This window comes from Dactylosporangium sp. NPDC000555, from assembly GCF_040300025.1.
GTDB lineage: Bacteria > Actinomycetota > Actinomycetes > Mycobacteriales > Micromonosporaceae > Dactylosporangium.
In genome coordinates this window covers 81,463-100,935 of sequence record NZ_JBEPDB010000019.1, presented here as the reverse complement: position 1 = coordinate 100,935, position 19,473 = coordinate 81,463, and the positions used below count along the sequence as shown (strand labels likewise).

14 protein-coding genes are annotated in these 19,473 nt (G+C 72.7%); 5 read left to right on the top strand and 9 right to left on the bottom strand.

What is annotated here, in order from left to right:
* The first annotated feature begins 132 nt into the window (after positions 1-132).
* On the top strand, positions 133-1,887 hold the full coding sequence (locus ABT297_RS15115; protein WP_350549105.1) for an aKG-HExxH-type peptide beta-hydroxylase: 1,755 nt from the start codon (positions 133-135) through the stop codon (positions 1,885-1,887).
* Positions 1,888-2,105: 218 nt separating this feature from the next.
* Positions 2,106-2,300, top strand: coding sequence for a hypothetical protein (locus ABT297_RS15110; protein WP_350549103.1), 195 nt, complete (start codon positions 2,106-2,108; stop codon positions 2,298-2,300).
* Positions 2,301-2,536: 236 nt separating this feature from the next.
* On the opposite strand, the gene fxsT is transcribed toward ABT297_RS15110, so the two are convergent.
* The 4 genes from fxsT to ABT297_RS15090 form a co-directional block, all read right to left on the bottom strand.
* Positions 2,537-6,478 carry an FxSxx-COOH system tetratricopeptide repeat protein gene (gene fxsT / locus ABT297_RS15105; RefSeq protein WP_350549101.1) on the bottom strand — a complete coding sequence of 1,314 codons (3,942 nt, stop codon included), beginning with the start codon at positions 6,476-6,478 and terminating at the stop codon, positions 2,537-2,539.
* 8 nt (positions 6,479-6,486) lie between these two features.
* Positions 6,487-7,710, bottom strand: a complete 1,224-nt coding sequence (locus ABT297_RS15100; RefSeq protein ID WP_350549099.1) for a TIR-like protein FxsC — start codon at positions 7,708-7,710, stop codon at positions 6,487-6,489.
* 326 nt (positions 7,711-8,036) lie between these two features.
* On the bottom strand, positions 8,037-9,242 hold the full coding sequence (locus ABT297_RS15095; protein WP_350549097.1) for an ROK family transcriptional regulator: 1,206 nt from the start codon (positions 9,240-9,242) through the stop codon (positions 8,037-8,039).
* A 96-nt stretch (positions 9,243-9,338) separates the two neighbouring features.
* Complete coding sequence (locus tag ABT297_RS15090; protein WP_350549095.1) at positions 9,339-12,911, bottom strand: choice-of-anchor D domain-containing protein; 3,573 nt, start codon at positions 12,909-12,911, stop codon at positions 9,339-9,341.
* A 311-nt stretch (positions 12,912-13,222) separates the two neighbouring features.
* On the opposite strand from ABT297_RS15090, the gene ABT297_RS15085 reads away from it, so the two are divergent.
* On the top strand, positions 13,223-13,474 hold the full coding sequence (locus ABT297_RS15085) for a hypothetical protein (RefSeq protein WP_350549093.1): 252 nt from the start codon (positions 13,223-13,225) through the stop codon (positions 13,472-13,474).
* A gap of 115 nt (positions 13,475-13,589) precedes the next feature.
* Here the strand turns inward: ABT297_RS15085 and ABT297_RS15080 are convergent, their stop codons facing one another.
* Together ABT297_RS15080 and ABT297_RS15075 are read right to left on the bottom strand one after the other, a co-directional pair.
* The gene (locus ABT297_RS15080) at positions 13,590-14,519 is read right to left on the bottom strand and encodes an N-acetylmuramic acid 6-phosphate etherase (protein WP_350549091.1); all 930 of its coding nucleotides are present in this window, start codon (positions 14,517-14,519) and stop codon (positions 13,590-13,592) included.
* A 360-nt stretch (positions 14,520-14,879) separates the two neighbouring features.
* Positions 14,880-15,632: an ROK family protein gene (locus ABT297_RS15075; protein WP_350549089.1), complete on the bottom strand. Its 753-nt coding sequence runs from the start codon at positions 15,630-15,632 to the stop codon at positions 14,880-14,882.
* A 267-nt stretch (positions 15,633-15,899) separates the two neighbouring features.
* Here ABT297_RS15075 and ABT297_RS15070 point away from each other — a divergent pair, with 267 nt between their 5' ends.
* The gene (locus ABT297_RS15070; protein WP_350549087.1) at positions 15,900-16,688 is read left to right on the top strand and encodes an ROK family protein; all 789 of its coding nucleotides are present in this window, start codon (positions 15,900-15,902) and stop codon (positions 16,686-16,688) included.
* A 56-nt stretch (positions 16,689-16,744) separates the two neighbouring features.
* Here ABT297_RS15070 and ABT297_RS15065 read toward each other — a convergent pair whose 3' ends face one another.
* The gene (locus ABT297_RS15065) at positions 16,745-17,722 is read right to left on the bottom strand and encodes a helix-turn-helix transcriptional regulator (RefSeq protein ID WP_350549085.1); all 978 of its coding nucleotides are present in this window, start codon (positions 17,720-17,722) and stop codon (positions 16,745-16,747) included.
* 65 nt (positions 17,723-17,787) lie between these two features.
* Here ABT297_RS15065 and ABT297_RS15060 point away from each other — a divergent pair, with 65 nt between their 5' ends.
* On the top strand, positions 17,788-18,489 hold the full coding sequence (locus ABT297_RS15060) for an alpha/beta fold hydrolase (RefSeq protein ID WP_350549083.1): 702 nt from the start codon (positions 17,788-17,790) through the stop codon (positions 18,487-18,489).
* A 34-nt stretch (positions 18,490-18,523) separates the two neighbouring features.
* Here ABT297_RS15060 and ABT297_RS15055 read toward each other — a convergent pair whose 3' ends face one another.
* Together ABT297_RS15055 and ABT297_RS15050 are read right to left on the bottom strand one after the other, a co-directional pair.
* Positions 18,524-18,784, bottom strand: coding sequence for a hypothetical protein (locus ABT297_RS15055; RefSeq protein ID WP_350549081.1), 261 nt, complete (start codon positions 18,782-18,784; stop codon positions 18,524-18,526).
* A gap of 48 nt (positions 18,785-18,832) precedes the next feature.
* Positions 18,833-19,258: a hypothetical protein gene (locus ABT297_RS15050; RefSeq protein ID WP_350549079.1), complete on the bottom strand. Its 426-nt coding sequence runs from the start codon at positions 19,256-19,258 to the stop codon at positions 18,833-18,835.
* Positions 19,259-19,473: the final 215 nt, after the last annotated feature.

The window sequence follows — 19,473 nt, the reverse complement described above, 5'->3', positions numbered from 1 at the left end:
AGCCAGACTGGGCGGAGGGGCCGCTCATCATGGGTGCAGGTTCAACTCATGCCGCTGTCGGAGCGAAGCGGCGCCTGGTCTGGATCGATCAGCGCGAAGCCTTATCGAGCCAGACTGGGCGTTGGTGACGGCATGAGTGTGTTGAGTCCGGTGCAGTTTGTCGCCGTCGCCTCCGGCTACGGCGACGCCGGTGCGATCGCGGTCCTCAACGAGGGGCAGCTCGCCAAGCGCAAGACGCTCGTGGCGATGGTCGGCCGCGACGCGCGCGGCACGGAACACGCGGCAGTGGTCGCCGCGGCGATGGAGGTGCTGGCGCGGGCCGAGGAGGCCGACCCGGCGGCGGTGGACGCGGTACTGGCCCATCCGCACGTGGACTCCTGGGCGATGGCGTGCCTCAACGGCCTGGCCGACCTGGCCGACGGCCGTGCCCCCGCCGACCTCGCGGCGACGGTGGGCCACCTCGCCGCGATCGCGACGGCCGCGGCGCTGGCCGCCGGCGTCGCCTTCGACGTCGAGGTGCCCACCCGTTTCGGCGTGGTCGCGGTGCCCGGGCTGGGTGAGGCGGTCGGGCTCGGCGACGGCCCGGCGCGCGCGGCCGGCGACGCGGGGGGCGCCCGCTTCGAGGGGGCGCACGGCGCCGTGGTCCGCATCGACGGCCCCGGCTGGCGGCCGCGGCGCGTCGTGGCCCTGGCCGGCGGGCACGCCCTGGCGATCGAGGACCAGGACCCGTACCGCGACTGCTACGGCTACCGCCCCCTGCCCTACCTCGGCGAGGCGGAGGCCGACCACCTCGCGAAGCTGCTGCAGGACGCCTGGCTGCTCATCGAGCGGGACCACCCGGCACACGCGGCGGCGATGCGGGCCGGGCTGGGCTCGGTCGTCCCGGTGAGCCACGGCGGCATGATGGTGAGCTCGGCGTCCCGGCACGCCTACGGCTCGATCGCGATGTCGGTGCCGGACACCGCGGCCGACGTGGCCCTGCTGATGATCCACGAGCACCTGCACGCCAAGCTGGGCGGCCTGCTCGACCTGATGGACCTGCACTCCGGCGGGGGTCACGCCGTGCTGTACGCGCCCTGGCGGCTCGATCCCCGCCCGGCCGGGGCGCTGCTGCAGGGCGTCTACGCGCACGCCGGGGTGACCGACTATTGGCGCTGCCGGCGCCGGTCCGCCGACGGCGACACCGCCCGCGCCGAGGCGCAGTTCGTCTATTGGGGCGAGATGAACCGCCTCGCCGCCCACTCGTTGATCAACAGTGGCGAATTGACACCGGCCGGCGAGCAATTCGTGACGGTCCTCGCGGGGACCCTGGACGGGTGGGCCGCCGAGGAGGTCTACGAGCCCATCGCATTTCACGCCCGCCTATTCGTACTCGCGCAAACGGTGCGCTGGCGACTGCTGAACTGGCAACCGGACGACGCCGAGCCCGGCCTGCTGCTCGACGCGGTCCGCGCCGGGCAGCGGACGGACCGGCTCGGCCCGGCGGGAACGGTGCCGCACGCCGCACCCGTCCGCCCGGTCGACGCCACGGGGATCCTCGGCGTGCTGCGCCCGTGGCTGGACGGACGGACCGACCCGGTCGAAGCGGCTGCTCCCGGCCCCGACGACGCGGGCGCGATGCTGCTGCGCCACGACCCGGACGGCGCCGACCGGGCCTGCGTGGCCCGGCTGGACCGCGACGGCGCCGACGTGGACGCGTGGCTCGGCCTGGCGATCGCGCGGGCGTGGATCGGGCACCGTGAGCGCCGGCCGGACCCCCTCGCCGAACTGCTGGAGCGCCGCCCCGACGTCGCCCGCGCCGCCGTGCTCAAATTGCAATCTGCGAATTCCCGGCACGCGGCCAGCGAACTCGTCGCGGGCCTGGTGTCTCCGCCCGGAGGCGCCTAGATCGGTCGCCGGAGTGTGCCATACTTCTGCCGTGGTATTGCCACGCCGTCACCTGGCAGAGTGCCAGCGTGATCGACGACGCCGTCATCCAGAACGGGTAACGCCGCCGACACGTTGACAGGGCAGCATTGGAAACGGCAATGCAGAGACCATCCCCGGGTTCGCCTGCCGGGGGGATCACCTTTCAACACCCAAGCACTCTCATCCAAGGTGGAAGCATGTACGAAACAGGGGCGCGCGACGCCGCGGGCGCCGGTGAACGCGAAGAATTAGTCCGACTCGCACACCAGCGGCTGCAGACCGTCGTGCTGAAGGCGGAGACCACGACGACGCTCGACAGCGTGATGCAACGGCTGTTCGACCGGGACCACCGCGAACTGCTCACCTACTCGGCCTTCGGGTCCTCTCTCTAACGCTTTGGCCGCCGAGCGGCACCCGAGGAAGGGGTGACGCCGGCCGAAACCGGCGCCAGCCCCACCCGGGGGCGGCCGCACCGGACCAACAGACACCGCCCGGCGGGCACCGCGAATCCGCGGAAATCCGCCGGGCGTCGGTCGTTGCGCCACTCGCCACGGCAGGCAGCGGCGAAGGGCCGGGGCGGTGGTCACTACCCGACCATCGTCCCGGCCCTTCGCCGTGCGGCGCAGGGTTACGTCGGCGGCGGGGAGATGTCGCAGTTGAGGCGGCGGCCCTCCTTGATCGCCACGGTGTTGGGATGGTTCTCGCCGAGCGTGCGCCGGCTGCGCTCGAGCGTGACCTTGTACAGTTCCTCCGCGCTCGCGCCGTCGCCGGTCCGGCGGCGGCTCGCCACGAGGTTGGCCGCCGCGGCGAGCGTGTCGGGGTTGTCCCCGCCGAGAACGTTCTCGAACGCCAGCCGGACGGGCTCCTCGATCTCGCGGGCGCCGTGCACGTCGCCGTCGTCGAACAGCACGTTGGCGAGGTTGATCCGGCTCGACAGGGTGTACGGGTGCTCGGGGCCGACCGCCTGCTCGAACCGGTCGCACGCCTGGCTGGAGAACGCCCGGGCGTCCTCGAGACGCTGGTTGAGCCGCGCGAAGATCGCCAGATTGTTCAGCGCGGCGAGCCGGAACGGGTGCTTCTCGTCGTACAGGCTCTCGTAGCCGGACAGCACCTGCCGGGCGACGCGCTCGGCCGAGTCGCCGTTGCCCAGCGCCGACTCCTCGAACGCCGCGTTCATGAGGCACGACAGCGTGTCGGGGTGCTCCTCGCCGTGGATGTCCCGGTACCGCTGCAGGGTGTCGTTCGTCAGCTGCCGGGCCGCGCGGATGTCGCCGAGCTTGCGCAGGGTCACGGCCATGTTCTTGGCCGCGCGCAGGGTCGCCGGGGCCGAGTCGCCGAGCAGGTTGCGGTACAGCTGCAGCGTCGACTCGAGCAGCTCCCGCGAGTCCTCGTACCGGCCGACGGCCCGCAGGTCGTGGGCGTAGTTGTTCGCGGCGAGGAGGGTGTTGAGGTTGCGCTCGCCGAAGATGCGCCGCCGGCGGGCCAGCGTGTCCTCGTCGTAGGCGGCCGCACCCTTGAAGTCGCCGACCAGCCGCAGCGACACCGCCACGTTGTTGGCGGCGAGCAGGGTGCGGTCGTGCTCGTCGCCGAACGTGCGCTGCGCCCGGGCGTAGGTCTCCTCGGCCAGCGCCCGGGCCTCCTCGTAGCGCCCGAGCGCCCGCAGGTCCGCGGCGACGCCGCCGGCGGTCATGACGATGTAGGGGTCGTCCTCCTCCTCGACCTTCTCCTTGAGCAGCTCCAGTGCCCGGCTGTCGATCTCCAGCGCCCGGTCGAACTCGGCCTGCGAACGCAGCGCGTTGCCCAGGTGGAAGTCGAGCAGGAGGGTGACCTGGTCCTCGCCGATGCGCGGGTCGTCGCGCCAGATCGCGACGGTCTCCTCGGCGAGCTCCTGGCTGCTGTTGAAGTCGCCGCGCGACCACAGGTACCGCACCACGTCGACGACGAACAGCCGCACCGACGGGTCGGACGAGGAGTTCGCCTGGGAGCCGCGCACATGCGGCAGGAGCCGGGCGTACGCGGGCCAGCTGGGCACCTCGTCCGGATCGGCGCGCTCGGCGGTGGCCAGCACCTGGTGGACGTGGCGGCGGTTCTCCTCCCGCTCCTGCGCCGAGAGGCTGCCCTGGATCACGGCCTGGACGAGCCGGTGGATCTGCATGATGGTCTGGCCGGAGTCCACCGAGGCGAGGGCGTACCGGCCGATCTGACGGATCAGCCGGCCCTGCCGGATCGGGTCGTGCAGCGCCGGGTCGTACGGCAGCAGCGGCTGGGTGAAGCGCGGCGTGTACAGCAGCCGGGTCGGGATCGCCTCGGGAGCGAAGAACGCGCAGATCTCCAGCAGCTTGGCCGCGGCCGGGGACTGCTTGCGCAGCTGCTCCAGCGACAGCTGCCAGGTCGCCGCGGTGGTCTGCTCGTAGCCGACCGGCGGGTTCTCGGCGAGGATGCGCAGCGGCTGGGTGTCCAGCAGCTCGAGGTAGCGGCTCACCGGCATGCCGGTCTCCGACAGCCAGGCCGCGGCCTGCTCGATCGCCAGCGGCAGGTCGCCGAGCCGGTTCGCGACCGCCTCGGCGTCGGCGGTGGCCAGGCCCGACACCCGCCGGGTGAGGAACGTGATGCTCTCCGCCCGGGTGAACGTGGTGATCTCCACGACGTGGGCGTCCTGCGTCCACTCCTGGTTGCGGGAGGTGAGCAGCACGTGACCGCTGCCCTGCGGGATGAACTCGCGGATCGTCTCCGGGTCGCCGACGTTGTCGAAGATGAGCAGCCAGCGCTTGAACGGCCGGCCCTGGCGCAGCGCGTCGCGGACCATCCGCACGCTCTCGCCGAGGGTGTCGGCCTCCTGCAGCTTCAGCTCCTTGGCCAGCTCGCCGAGCGCGGAGCGGACCTGCGAGACCTGCTCGGCGGAGATCCACCAGACCAGGTCGTAGTCGGCGGCGAAACGGTACGCGTACTCGATCGCCACCTGCGTCTTGCCGACGCCGCCGAGGCCGTAGAGCGCCTGCGGCACGACCACGGTGACGCTCGCCGACAGCCGGTCGCGCAGCTTCTCCAGGGTGTCGCGGCGGCCGGTGAAGGCCGGGTTGCGCTGCGGGAGGTTCCAGATCGGCGGCAGCGCGCCGGGGAAGCGCGGCCCGCCGGTGTCCTCGGCGTCGGCCAGGCGCCCGACCGTGTGCAGGGCGGCACCGACCGCGGTGAGCACCGACTCGTGGGCCCGCTCCTTGGGCAGGTTGGCCAGGTCGACCGGCAGCCGCTCGGTGAACGGCGGCGCGAGGCGGGTGCTGTCCAGCCGGATCGGCACGACCCCGGGCGCCCCGGCCGCGGCGCGGCTGTCCAGCAGCTGCCACAACTGGGGCGCCTGCGGCGAGGAGACGTAGTCCTTGGACAGCAGCACCAGCGTCCGGCCGACGGTCGCCAGGCGCCGCTCCAGCTCGGTCGTGAAGTGCTGGCCGGTGACGGAGTCGATGTCGTGCAGCGCGACACGCATCCCGGCGTCGACGAACCGCTGCTGGATCCACTCCGCCCACATGCGGTCCACGGCGGCGTAGCTGATCAGCACGTCGGAGGCGCTGCTGGGGCGGGGCCGCTCGAACTCGAACAGCCAGTGGCGGCGCATGGCCTCGTCGATGGCCGGCATCTCGCGCACCGCGCCGTCGGTGAGCACCCCGGCGAGCCGCTCGAACGCGGCCAGCAGCGAGGTCTCCAGCCGGGGCCGCTCGGCGAAGGTCGCGAGGATCTCCTCGTAGGCGAAGTACGGCTTGTAAGGCACCTCGACGTCGCCCCAGTACCGGTTGGCCTCGTCCGGGCTGCGGTGCTCCAGGAACGGCCGGAACCGCTGCCGGGCGTGGTCGCGGCCGATGTCGAGCTTGACCTGCTCGGCGTCCTCGACCCGCATCAGCACCGGCAGGAACCGGATCGGCCGGCCGCGGCGCTGCTGGCGGATCGACTCGCTGACCGCGACGGCGCCGTCGACGCTCTGGATGCTCAGCGTGAAGCAGTTGACGACCGTGTCGGGCAGCAGCACGGTGCACACCCCGGCGGCGTCGGACAGGCCGGTGCGGCTGTCGATGAGCACGTAGTCGTAGTGCTCGCGCATGTTGCGGGCCAGCGCGTCGATGAACGCGGCGCCCGGCAGCCGGTCGTAGAACTTCGGCCAGTCGAACGTGCTCACCGCGGGCGCGTACGAGCGGTTCTGCCGGCCCGAGGGCAGCAGGTCGATGCCGCCCCCGCCGGGGAACGCCCACTCCAGCGACACGGCGTGGTCGAGCACCTGGGCCTGCTCGTCGATCCACTCGAGGTCGTCGTCGCGGTCGGGCTGCAGCGCGGCGGTCACGAACTCGGTGAGCATCTCGATCACGCCCGGGGAGTTGCGCAGCTCCTTGTCCAGCAGGAACGGGTGGAAATAGCGGTGCAGGCCCGGCGACTCCAGGTCCCAGTCGACGGCGAGCACGCGGTGGCCGTTGCTGGCCAGGATCCAGGCGACGTTGGCCAGCGTCATGGTGCGGCCGGAGCCACCCTTGTACGAGTAGAAGGTCACGATCTGGCCGGACGCCCGGGCCTCGTCTGTCGCGGTCATCGTGCCTCCTACGGTCCTTCGAGAATGGGGCGCGGGGCGTAGTGGCCCGGGGGCGGGCGGCGGAAGACGCGGCCGTCGGCGACCAGGCGGTTGCGCGCCTCGGCGAGCACGACGGCGAGGTCGGCCTCGAACGACGGGCCGGTCAGCACGCTGCGGCGCAGCATCACCTCGTCGAGGCGGCGCTCGCTGTTGCCGAGCGTGTCGTGCATCAGCCCGGCCAGCCGGCCGCTGTGCTCCTGGGTCTGCACGTCGCCGGCGCTCATCACCACGAGCATCGCCGAGACGTGCTCGCGATGATGGTCGTACTCCAGCAGCAGCTCCCGGTGGGCCGGCACATCGGCGCTCCACGGGTCGACGAGCAGCACCACGACGTGGTTGTGCTGCTGCGCCACCTTGACCCGGTCGCCGAGGCGGTCCAGGCCGGTGAACAGCGACTCGAAGCCGAGCTCGGAGGCGACCTTCTGCGCGTACTCCCGCAGCGGCCGCGCCTGCACCGGCCGGAACGGCGCCCAGTCCAGCGGGTCCTCTCCGTAGAAGCCGGCGTCACGCTCGATGGCCGCGGCGTCGGCGCCGGACGGCGCGGCGATGACGAAGTGGATCGTCTGGCCCGTGCCGAAGTGGGGCGGCAGCTCGCCACCGGCGTCCGGGCCGGTCTTGGCTGGATGGAACGCGCTCTCCAGCCGCTCGAAGTCCAGCTGGGTGGACCCGCGCGGCGGCGGCGTGCTCGCCGCGGCGACGATACGCTCGGCGACGGTGGACAGGAAGTCGATGTAGGCGTCGTGCATGCGCTGCAGCCGCAGCAGCTGCCGCAGCCCGCGCCGCCGGTAGTCCTCCTCCTGCACATCCAGGTCGTAGTGGACCGTCTTGGCCACGTCGGGCAGCTCCCGCGGCGGCAGCCACACCACCGGGATCAGCCCGTTGACCGGCACACCGTCGTCGCGCGGCGCAACACGCGAGCGCATTTCGAACATCGTCCATTCCTTGCCGCACGGCTGGCTGAGGAAGTACGCCGGCGAATACAGCGCGAGGAAACAGGAGCACTCGGAGATCGCATTGACGAGCGCCTGCGGCCAGTTCTGACCCGGCTCGATGTTGTGATTGTCCAGGAAACCGACCTCGGCGTCCCGGTCGAGCCCGGCGTGGACACGGACCTCGCTGCACAGATCATTGTAGAAGCGCCTGACGAACAGATCATCCGGCCCGCGGGCGTAGCTGAGAAAAAAGTACAGCACACGTCCTCCGCGGGCATGACGGATTCGACCCCCAAGGACTTCAGTATATAGATCAACGTGCAAGGCAACACCCCCGCCGAATCGTGTACCGATAGGGATGACACGCAACCGTCCTGAACGATGAGCCATTCCGGCCGGGTCGCCGGGTCGGCCCCGGATCGGGCTAGCGCCTGTTTCATGACTGGGGGGGAGCGAGGCGGAGTCCAGATTTCGTCTGGTGGTGGCCCGCGGGAGCCAGGCTACCGGTGTTGTGACCGGGCTTGCGCGGGACGCCGCCAGGCGGAATCTGGGCCCGCCGCAGCCCCGCCTCAGTCATGAGGCAGGCGCTAGAGCTGATCGGCGGCGGCGAACGGCACCGTGTCGATACCGAGGGCCAGTGCGACGGCGCCGAGCGCGGCGGCGCGCAACGACAGCGCGCTCCGCACAACCTCGACGGCCTCGGCGGCGGCCGCGAGCGCCGTCTCGGCCAGGCCGCGCTGCAACGGCTCACGCAACAGCTCCGTCGCGGCGCCGAGCTCGTCGCCGAGCAGCACCCGCTGCGGGTTGATGAGGTTGACGAGGTTACCCAGCGCATACCCCAGCTGCGTGCCCGCGTCCATGATGAGCCGCCGGCAGCCAGGGTCACCGGCGTGCGCGTACTCGATCAGGCCGCCGAGATCGTGCAGCTCCGGGTGGCTCTGCCGGGCGTGGGCGAGCAGCGCCCGGCCACCGACCGCGAGCTCGACACAGCCGCGGTTGCCGCACCGGCACACCGCGCCACGGGCGTCGAGCGTGACGTGGCCGAGCTCGCCGGCGGTGCCGGCGGCGCCGCGGAAGAGCCGGCCGTCCAGGACGATCCCGGCGCCGATACCGGTGGCGAGCTTGACGTAGACGAGATCGGTGCAGCCGCGGCCGGCACCCCAGACGGCCTCGCCGAGGGCGGCGAGGTTGGCGTCGTTGTCGACCCGCACCGGCAGGCCCAGCCGGGTGCCGAGCTCGTCGGCGGGGCGCAGGTCGGCCCAGCCCGGCAGCATCGGCGGCGAGCCGATGCGCCAGTCGCGGGTGATCGGGGCCGGCACGCCCAGTCCGACGCAGACGACCTCGTCGCGGGCGGCGCCGATGTCGCCCAGCGCGTCGTCGACGAGCGAGACGGCGAGCTTGAGGGCGTCCAGCGGCCGGTCGTCGATGTCGAAGTCGGTGCGGGCCGCGCGCTCGGCGAGGACGGCGTGACCCAGATCGGCGACGGCGACGCGCACATGCCGGCGGCCGATGTCGGCGCCGACGGCGATGCCGGCGCGGCGGGTCAGCCGCACCACGGAAGCGGGGCGCCCGCCGACGGGCCGGGCGGCCGCGCCGACCTTCTCGCTGACGAGCCCGGCGCCGCCGAGATCGGCGAGCACGGCCGAGACGGTCGGGCGCGACAGGCCGCTGAGGGTGACGAGCTCGGCCCGGGTGCGCGGCCCATACAGGCGCAGCGTCTGCGCGACCCGCCTGGCCGTCCCGCCCAGATCGCGGCGCCACAGGTCGCGAGGATGCGTCTGCTGCGCCGTCACGGCGCGTAATCCTGCATGCCCGTCACTAGTTATGTCAAGGCCTTACCGAACCGCTGCCCGTGCCCGGCGAACCGGGCACGGGCAGCGGTCACCCCGCTAGATGTTCCAGACCTGCAACGTCGACAGCTGCCCGGCCGGCCAGCCGGTGTTCGACAAGAAGGTCAGCCGGAAGTACCGCTGGCTCGTCGCACCGAACGTGATGGTGACGGTGTTGCCGGCGCCCGGCGCGAACGAGTAGTCCGCCGCCGCCTTGATCTCGGTGAACGCGGATCCGTTGGTGCTGCCCTGGACCTGGATGCGCTGGGTGCGCGCGCCCCAGCTCGCGGGGAGCTGCAGCACGATCCGGGAGGCGCTCTGCGCGGAGCCGAGGTCGACCTGAACCCACTGCGGGAAGGCGTTGTTGGCGCTCTCCCAGTAGGTGTTCTGGTCGGCGTCGGTCACGTTGCCGGAGACAAACCCCAGGTTGTGGCTCGACTCGCTGGTGGGCTTGCCGGCGGCCAGGTTGGTCGACGTCGCGCCCGCCCCGGTGCCGGACAGCGCGACCGTGGTCGGGCTGTTGCTGGCGTTGCTGGTGACGGTCAGCGTGCCGGTGCGGGAGCCCGACGCCGTGGGCCGGAAGCTCACGTTGACGACGCAGGACGCGCCGACCGCGACGGAGCCGCAGTTGTTGGTCTGGCTGAACTCGCCCGAGGTGGTGACCCCCGAGACCGAGGCTGCCGCGGTACCCGTGTTGGTGATCGTCACCGCCTGCGACGCGCTGGTGGTGTTCAGCGCCTGCGAGGCGAAGGTGAGCGAGGACGGGCTCGCGGAGAGCGCCGGGGCGTCGACCGTGCCGCCGCCGCTGGGGTACACCTCGAACTCGGCGAGCTGAGCCGCCGGCCAGCCGGTGTTGGCGGTGACGTTGACGCGCACGTAGCGCACGCTCGTCGCCGGCACCGTGATCGCCACGGCGTTACCGGTCGCCGGGTTGAACGTGCGACCCGCCGACGCCGACAGCGTGCTGAAGTTGCTGCCGTCGGTGCTGCCCAGGATCGACAGCGTCTGCGTGCGCGTGGCCCACGCCGCGTCCGCCGGAAGCTTCAGCGTGACCTTGCCGATGCTCGTCGCCGCGCCCAGGTCGACCTGGATCCACTGCGGGAACGCGTTGTTGACGCTCTCCCAGTAGGTGGCGGCGCTGCCGTCCGTGGCGGTCGCCGCGGCCTGCGTGCCGTTGACCTGGCTGCTGGCGGTGACCGGCCGGTTGAGCGCGATGTTGGTGTCGGTACCGGTGCCGCTGCCGGAAAGGCCGACGACGGTCGGGCTGTTGTTGGCGTTGCTGGTCACCGTCAGCGAGCCGGTGCGCGCGCCGGACGCCGTCGGCGTGAACTTCACCGTCACCGTGCACGACCCGCCGACCGCGATGCTGCTGCCGCAGGTGTTCGTCTGGCTGAAGTCGCCCGACGTCGCGATGCCGGAGACGGCCGCCGCGGCGGTGCCGCTGTTCGACAGCGTCACGGTCTGCGTCGCCGCGGAACTGCCGACGACGGTACCGCCGAAGCTCAGGCTGCCCGGGTTGGCGCTCACGATCGGGCCGGCGGCCACGCCGGTGCCCGACAGCGGCACGGTGTTGGTGACGCCGGAGGCGGTGACCGTCAGGTTGCCGGTGCTGGAGCCCGCCACGGTCGGCCGGAAGGTGACGCTGACGGTGCAGGACGCGCCCGCGGCGATGCTGCTGCCGCAGGTGTTGGTCTGCGCGAAGTCGCCGCTGACCGCGATCGTGCCGACCGGGGCCGCGCCGGTGCCGGAGTTGGTGACCGTCACGGCCTGAGCCGCGCTGGTCGAGCCGGTGACGACGCTGCCGAAGCCGACGGCGTTCGGGCTGACGTTGACGCTCGAGCCGTTGTCCGGCAGGTACGGCGGGAACGCCGGGTTGGAGATGTTCTGGCACGCGCTTCCGGACAGGCCGCTGTTGTTGCCGCCGTCGGTGATGGTGAACCCGACGCCGCAGTTGTAGATCGCGGCCGGGGCCTGCACGCCGGTGGCGCTGGAGTTGCTGATCGTCGCCGAGCCGCCGACCTGCGCCTGGATCGCCCAGGTGCCGGTGTTCTGGATCGTCGCGTTGTTGATCTTCACGTTGGAGATGTTCGAGCCGGAGACGAACTGGATGGCCTCGAACGGGCTCTGCTGGATCAGGATGTTGTCGACGTTGGTCAGGCCGTTCATGACACCGTCACGGGCGTCGAACCACAGCGCGCCGACGCCGAAGTTCCAGTTGGGGTCGAGGCTGCCGGAGCGGATGATCGTGTTGCGCAGCACGTCGGTGCGGCCCAGCGGGGTGGAGGCGAACCGCTGCGCGACGTGGATGCCGCCGCCCTGGCTGAGACCCGCGTCGATGACCCGGTTGTCGGTCACGAAGTTGTCGCGGCCGCCGTAGATCGCGATGCCGTTGGCCAGGATCGGGTACTGCACGGTGTTGTGGTCGAACGAGTTGTTCGCGTTGGCGTTGTGCTCCGCCCACATCGCCAGCCCGTCGTCGCCGGCGTTGCGCACGTCGGAGTTGGTGACCTTCGAGTTGGTCACGCCGTTGTGGAAGTTCACGGCGTCTGCGTTGTAGTTGCGCAGCCGCATCTGGTTGAACACCAGGTTGTTGAACGGCCCGTCCATCCACGCGCCGACCTTGACGTGCTCGATCCACAACCGGTCCACGGTGGAGTTGCTCAGCGCGCCGCCGATGCCATTGACCTGGTCGCCGTCGTTGCGCTCCTGGACGTTGCCGAAGATGGCGAAGTCAGAGAGATGGACGTTGGTGCCGCCGTTGGGCGCCCACCCGCCGTAGAAGCCAGGGGCATTGCCAACGACCTTCGAGCGCCACATGCCGGCGCCCTTGATGGTGACGTTGTTCACGATGATGTGACTGCACGACATGCCACAGCCAGGGTTGCTGCCAGGAATCCGGAACGTGCCTTCCGGGATCCACACGGTGCCACCGGGGCCCGCGGCGGCGATCGCCGAGTTGAACGCCGCCGTCGAGTCGGCCGCGCCGGATGGGTCGGCACCCTTGCTGGTCACCGAGACCGAGCCGCTGGGCTGGGACAGCGCCGGCCCGACGTTCTCGAAGTCGGCGAAGTCGATGGTGTACGACGACGCGGTCGAGTCGGCGTCGACCTGCAGCCGGAACTTGGTGCCCGCCGGGTAGGTGGTCGGGAAGAGCCGGTTCACCTCGTCGTAGAAGTGGTGGGCGTTGCTGCCCGGCGTGTTGGTGAACGGGTAGCTGCCGTAGTACCAGCTGTAGGCGTTGGTCAGGGTGAAGTTCGTGCTGCGGGTGCCGTTGATGTACAGCGACAGCGGCGCCGTGTACACCGAACCGTTGCTGGTGTCCGGGATGCTGTAGCGGAACACGATCGAGTTCGTCGCCACCGGGGTGGTGAACTCGACGTACTTGCCGGTGCCCTGCAGGGTCACCGCCTTGCGGCGGGACGCCTCGGCGGCCAGCGTGTTGTAGGCGGCGCTGGGCCCGATGATCGTGCCGTTGGTGGCGGAGTCCTCGGCTTGTACCTCGACGTAGGGCAGGGTCGCCCCGACGCCGCCGGTCGCGGCCGCGAGGGCCGGGGTCGCCACGGCGACGGCCACGCCGGCGGCGGCCAGCGTGGCGCCGGCGACGAGGGCGACGGTTCGCGCCCGAGGTCGCACTGTTCGGAAATGCCGGAGCATGGGGTGCTCACTTTCGACGAGCCGGCACACGACCCGTCGCCCGGCGGCCCGCGGTAGGCGGTTTGGGGGCGCGTCGGTGGTTCTTGTCGCGGGTCGGTGCGGCGGGGGCGGGGACAGGGCCGTTGGATCGGCCGCTTGGGTGCACCGGGTCGGCGGATTGGCGGTGCAAGAGGGACGGTAGCCCCGCCGACACCCACGCGCAATATCCAGACGCATCCCTGTTTGATTCCTACTCGCGCGCGCAAGAGCACGACAACGGGCGGCGACGACGCGCGGTTTATGGTGGTTCGGTGAGGCTCGTACCGGTGGTGGAGATGGCGACGTCCCAGCCATCGCTGCTCAACCTCGAGCACGCCACGCTGATCGCCCCGATCCACCTGGACACCCGGGCCCGCCTGCTGCGCAAGGACCAGCAGACCTGGGCGGTGACGTTCGTGGTCAGCATCGGCGGCACCGCCACGGTCTACGCGACGCGCCGCTCCTTCCCCGGCGAGCAGGAGGCCCTGGCCTGGATCGCCGGCCTCGCCGACGTCATCGGCTGAGCACGCCACCCCGTGAGAACCGCAACGACCGTGACGCCCCCGACATCGCGTTTCGGCATCCTAGGAGGCTAGGACTCAATGTCAGGAACGAGCGCCGCGGACGAGCGCCGTCGGGTTACGTGCGTGGCGACAGAGCGGCCAGCGCGGTCCGGGCGTGGCCGTCAGCGGCCGCGAGGGCGGCGCGGGCCTCCCCCGGCGAGGCGCCGGTGAGCAGGGCGACCAGCGCCGTCTTCAACTCGCCGCCGGCCGCGGTCAGGACGGCGGCGCAGTCGTCCGGCGCGGCGCCCGTCGCCTCGGCCAGGATCGCCAGCGTGCGGCCGCGCAGCTTGGCGTTGGTGGCGCGCAGGTCGACCATGAGGTTCGAGTACGTGTGGCCCAGGCGCACCAGGACCCCCGTGGAGAAGGTGTGCAGCACCATCTTCTGGGCCGTACCGGCCTTCATCCGGGTCGAGCCCGTGATCACCTCCGGGCCGGTGTCCACCACCACGCACACATCGCGGCCCGCGGCGAGCGGGGCGGCCGGGTTCGACGTCACCAGCACGGTCGCGGCGCCCGCGGCCGCGGCCGCGGCGAAGGCGCCGGCCAGATACGGGGTGCGCCCGCTCGCGGCCAGCCCGACGAGCACGTCGCCGGCGGCGATGACAGCGGCCAGTTCGGCGCGGCCGCGCCCGGCGTCGTCCTCGACCGACTCCAGCGCCGCGCGCAGCGCGGCGTCGCCGCCGGCGATGTGGGCCACGAAGCGGTCCGGGGGCACACCGAAGGTCGGCGGGATCTCGGCCGCGTCCAGCACCGCCAGGCGGCCCGACGAGCCGGCCCCGGCGTAGTGCACGCGCCCCCCGCGGCGCAGGGCGGCGACGGCGAGGTCGACCGCCCGGGCCAGCTCCGGCAGCGCGGCGGCCACCGCGCCCGGCACGGTCGCGTCGGCGGCGTGGATGCGGGCCAGCAACTCGGGCGTGTCCAGCAGGTCGAGGTCGACCGTGGCCGGATCGCGCAGCTCGGTCGGCGACCGCACAAAGACCGGATCGCCCGCTGAAGCCCCGCTCACGCCGAACCCTCCACCCGGTCTGGCTCGATGAGGCTTCGCGCTGATCGACCCAGACCAGGCGCCGCTCCACTCCGGACCGCTCACGCCGAACCCTCCGCTTCGCTCCGGCAGCGGCATGAGCTACACCTGCGTCCCTGGTGAGCGGCCCCAACGCCCGGTCTGGCTCGATGAGGCTTCGCGCTGATCGACCCAGACCAGGTGCCGCTTCGCTCCGGACCGCTCACGCCGAACCCTCCGCTTCGCTCCGGCAGCGGCATGAGCTACACCTGCGTCCCTGGTGAGCGCCCCCAACGCCCGGTCTGGCTCGATGAGGCTTCGCGCTGATCGACCCAGACCAGGCGCCGCTCCGCTCCGGACCGCTCACGCGCCCATCAGCTTCCAGGCGCGGGAGCCGCCCAGCACGCCGGCCGTGTTCGGCACGATCGTCACGTCGGGGCCCAGCCGCTCGAGCGTGGGCGCGTCGATGAGCGCCGAGTTCCCGCCGCCGATGTACAGCCGGTCCCAGCGGAACACCGGGCGCAGCCCGTCGACCACCCGCCGCACGCGGCGCGACCAGCGGGCGTTGCCGAGCTCGCGGCGCTGGATCTCGCCGATGTACGTATCGTAGGTGCGCTTGCGCCGGATCGGCCCGTGGGACAGCTCGAGGTGCGGCGCGAGGACCCCGTCGTCGAACAGCGCGTTGCCCAGACCGGTACCCAGCGTGAGCACCAGCTCGAGGCCGGTGCCGACGACCAGGCCGGCGCCGTGGACCTCGGCGTCGTTGAGCACCAGCACGGGCCGGCCGAAGGCGCGGTTGAGAACGGCACGCGCGTCGTAGCCGGTCCACGCCGCGTACAGCTCGGGGTCGACCGTGGTGTGCGGGCCGGCCCTCGTGACGTAGTGCGGGGTCGCGACCACCACCCCGTGGCGGATCATGCCGGGCAGGCCGATCGTGGCGCGGTCCGCGGCCGGCAGCTGCCCCTCGATGTCGAGCAGGGCGCTCACGAACCGGCTGGGCGGGAACGGGTACGGCGTCGGGACCCGGATCGGCCCGCCGATCAACGCGTCGGAGTCGTCGACCACGGCCGCCTTGAGGCCGCCGCCGCCACAGTCGATCGTCAGCGTGTTCACCACCCGGTGGATTGTGCGGCACGCGCCCGCCGCACGCCGCACCGACCGCGAAAAAGCCGCGTTGATCACCAGTCGGGCCGCCCGACTGGCCGAACCGCCCCGAATCGCCGATAATCGATACTTCGAGCCGCCCGGATTCCCGGACTCCTGCACGCCGCCTCCGCCAGGGCGGCGTGCAGGCGGCGGTCGTCCCGGGTGTGCTGAGATATCGGCTGGCTGGCCGGGTGGCTACGCGGGCGGTAGCGCGATCGCCGTACAAGGATGGGCGGCGTGACGAGCGTGGCTCTGGACATCGGCGGGACGTGGACGCGCGTCGGGTCCGCCGCCCGCTTCCGCACCGACCCCGACTACGACCGGCAGCTGGCGGCGATCGCCGCCGCCGTGCCACCCGGGCCCGAGCCGGCCGGGGTCTCGTTCTGCGGCCGGGTCACGCCGGACGGCACGGTGCGGGTGGCGCTGAACCTGCGCGGGTACGAGGAGCGCCCCCTCGCCCGCGACCTGGCCGAGGCCCTGGACCGCCCGGTGCGCGTGGCCCACGATGCGACGTGCGGGCTGCTCGGCGAGGCCACCTCCGGCGCGCTGCGCGGCGTCGAGCGCTGCGGCTACCTCACCCTGTCCACCGGCGTGGGCGCCGCGCTGCGCCTGGGCGGGGTGTGCCTCACGACCGAGGCCGGCCATCAGCTGGTCGCGGGCAACGACCTGCCGTGCGAGTGCGGCCAGACCGGCTGCCTGCAGACGCTGACCGGCGGCGACGCGCTGCGCCGGCGGCTCGGCCGGCCCCTGGAGTCCGTCGAGGACGTCTCGTTCTGGCGGGCGTACACCGGGAGCCTGGCCCTCGGCGTCGCCAACTTCGCGCTGTCGGCGGGCCTGGAGGCGGTGGCCATCGGCGGCGCGATCGCCCTGCGCCGGGCGAAGCTGTGGCCGGCGCTGCGGGCCGAGCTGGCGCGCGTGGCGACCTACCAGCCGGTGGAGGTCGTTCCGGCCGCCCTCGGCGAGGCGGCCCCGCTGGAGGGCGCGCGGGCGCTGCCGTCCCTGCCGGCCGGCGCCGTGCTGCACTGAGAAGACCGACCGGGCAGCGGGGCCCTGCACGGCGACGGCGACGGCGACGGCGGCGCTCAGTCGCCCGCCGTGCCGGACAGGGCGACGAGGCGGCGGCCCAGCGCGGCGACCTCCGCGCGCAGCTCGTCCGGGCGCAGCACCACGAAGTCCCAGCCGAGGCCGGCGAGCATCCGGGCCATCCCGTCCAGCCGCTCCGCGCGGCAGGCGAGCAGGGTGCCGCCGTCAGCCGGCCGCACCGTGCCGACGGTCGCGGGGACGCGGCGGAGGACCTCCGCGGTGGTGGCGCGGATCAGCACCTCGACCTCGTGGCGGTACGGCACGGCCGCGAGCGCGCCGACGACGTGCCCGACCGCGTCGAACGAGCCCGGCGGCGGGTCGAAGCGCTCCGTGCCGGCCACCACCGAGCCGATGCGGTCCATCCGCAACGTGCGCAGCTCGCCGCTGCGGTGGTCCAGGCCCGTCGCATACCACCGGCCGGCGTGGAAGACCACCCCGTACGGGTCGAAGTCGCGCTCGCTGTCCTCGCCGCGCCACGAACGGTACGTCAGGGCCACCCGCCGGCGATCCCGGGCCGCCTCGCCGAGGGTCAGCAGGTGCCGGGCGGCGGGCGGGTCGGGCGCGTCGCGGGCCGGGAGGGTGAAGCCGAGCGTCTCGCGCACCGCGCGGACCCGCTCGCGCAGCGCGGCCGGCAGCACCCGCTCGATCTTGGCCAGGGCCGACTCGCGGGCGGCCTGGGCGTTGGCGCCGACGCCCAGGCCGAGGCGGGCCGCGGCGAGCAGGCCGAGCACCACCGCGACCGCCTCGTCGTCGCCGAGCATCAGCGGCGGCAGCCGGAAGCCGGACGCCAGTCTGTACCCGCCGTAGCGCCCCCGCCCGGCCCGCACCGGCAGCCCCAGGTCGGCCAGGCCGGCGAGGTAGCGGCGCACGGTGCGCTCGTCGACGCCGAGCCGCTGCGCCAGCTGCGGGCCGGTCAGCCCGGGCTGTGCCTGGAGCAGCTCCAGCAGCGCGAGCACCTTGCCGGTCGACTGTGACATGGGCCACTCCACGGGCGGGAGAAATCAGGACGGAATTCGCCCTGATTCGATCGTAGCGTCGCCGTATGACGAACTTCATCCTGGTTCCGGGCATGTGGCTCGGCGCGTGGGCGTGGGACGCGGTTGCGCAGCCGCTGCGCGGCGCCGGACACGACGTGACGGCGGTGACACTCGGCGGCCTCGCCGAGCGCGCGGCCGAGGCGGGCGAGGCGACGCTGGACTCGCACATCGCCGACGTGGTCGCGGCCGCGGGCGGGCGCGACGAGCTCACGCTGGTGGCGCACAGCTACGGCGGCCTGCCCGTGCGGGGCGCGGTGGAGCGGCTGGCCGGCCGCGTGGCCCGCGTCGTGTACGTGGAGAGCGGCCCGGTGCCCGACGGCACCGCGCAGGCCGACTTCACGCCCGCGCGGGAGGGCGACGGCGAGGTGCCGCCGCCGTCGTTCGACCCGGCCGACGACCCGGCGCTCTTCGCCGGCCTCGCGGGCCGCTCGGCGTGGATCCGCGAGCGGGCCACCCCGCACCCCTGGGCGGCGGTCGCGGCGCCGCTGCGGCTGCGCGGGCCGGAGCAGCCGCCGACCGAGCTGGTCTGCTGCATGTTCACGAAGGAGAGCGTCGAGGGCATGATCGCCGGCGACCACCCGTTCTTCGCCGGCCTGGACCGCCGCGACTACCGCGTCCACGAGCTGCCGACCGGGCACTGGCCGATGTTCAGCCGCCCGGCCGACCTCGCCGCGCTGCTGGGCGGCCTCGGCCAGGCGGCGCCGTAAACACACCCCGCACCACGCGTGCGGGGTGTACGCGTCATTCGCGTACCGCGGCCATCCGGGCCGCCGGGGTGCGCAGCGCGAGCGCCGCCGGGATCAGGGCCGCGACGAGCGCCACGGCGGCGCAGACGCCGGCCACGCCGAGCACGGGGGTCCAGGGCACGACCATCTCCGGTGTGGCACCGCCGACGCGCAGGCCCGGGGCCAGCCCGAGCAGCATGCCGCCCGCGACGAGCCAGGCCAGCGCGATCCCGGCGGCCGCGGCGAGCAGCGCCTCGATGCCGACCACCGCCAGCACCTGCCGCGGCGTGGTGCCGGCCAGCCCTACCGCGTCCGGCCCGAGCGGTCAGGCGGGTTGTACGGCCCAGGGGTCGGCCTTGAGGCCGCCGCGGTTGTCGATGCCGGTCTTGATGCGCTCGCCCGTCTCGTGGGAGATGCCCGGGGCCTCCCAGCTCGGCACCTCGACCGCGGTGGCGCGCACCCTCTCGTCGTCGGTGCCACTGTAGTCGACGCGGACGACCGCCGTGCCGGTGCCGGTCTCCAGCAGCAGGAAGACCTGGCCGTCGGCGGGCAGCGGCGGGGTGCGCCGGCCCAGGTTGATGCAGCTGGTCACCTCGCCGAACGGCGACGACCTGGCGATCAGCCCGCAGGCCTGCGGCTCCTGTCGGGCGAGGAAGGCCGACCGCTTCGGGAAGCCCACCGCGAACGGGCCGCCGACGCATACCAGGACGGCTGCTGCCGCAGCGCCGATTGCCCACCCGAGACGATTCATGCCGACATTGTTAGCAGAGTCGTGGTCGTGGCCACATCCTGGGCCGCGGACGGCGTGCGGGACGGGTCCCTGCCCATCGATATGCCGCGGACGGCCACGGGGCCGATGGCCAGCGCCAATCGTCAGGCAACACCCGGAGCGACGCTTCCATCACACCGTGATAGAAGGTCATCCATTCGTCGGGTGTAAGTGGCCGATCGACGCTCGGTCACGAC

What these genes read in the sequence shown, in the direction of transcription:
- ABT297_RS15110 (WP_350549103.1), top strand. Translation starts at nt 2,106, where the DNA reads ATGTACGAAACAGGGGCGCGCGACGCCGCGGGCGCCGGTGAACGCGAA.
- ABT297_RS15065 (WP_350549085.1), bottom strand. Translation starts at nt 17,722, where the DNA reads ATGTCACAGTCGACCGGCAAGGTGCTCGCGCTGCTGGAGCTGCTCCAG.
- ABT297_RS15050 (WP_350549079.1), bottom strand. Translation starts at nt 19,258, where the DNA reads ATGAATCGTCTCGGGTGGGCAATCGGCGCTGCGGCAGCAGCCGTCCTG.
- ABT297_RS15060 (WP_350549083.1), top strand. Translation starts at nt 17,788, where the DNA reads ATGACGAACTTCATCCTGGTTCCGGGCATGTGGCTCGGCGCGTGGGCG.
- ABT297_RS15115 (WP_350549105.1), top strand. Translation starts at nt 133, where the DNA reads ATGAGTGTGTTGAGTCCGGTGCAGTTTGTCGCCGTCGCCTCCGGCTAC.
- fxsT (WP_350549101.1), bottom strand. Translation starts at nt 6,478, where the DNA reads ATGACCGCGACAGACGAGGCCCGGGCGTCCGGCCAGATCGTGACCTTC.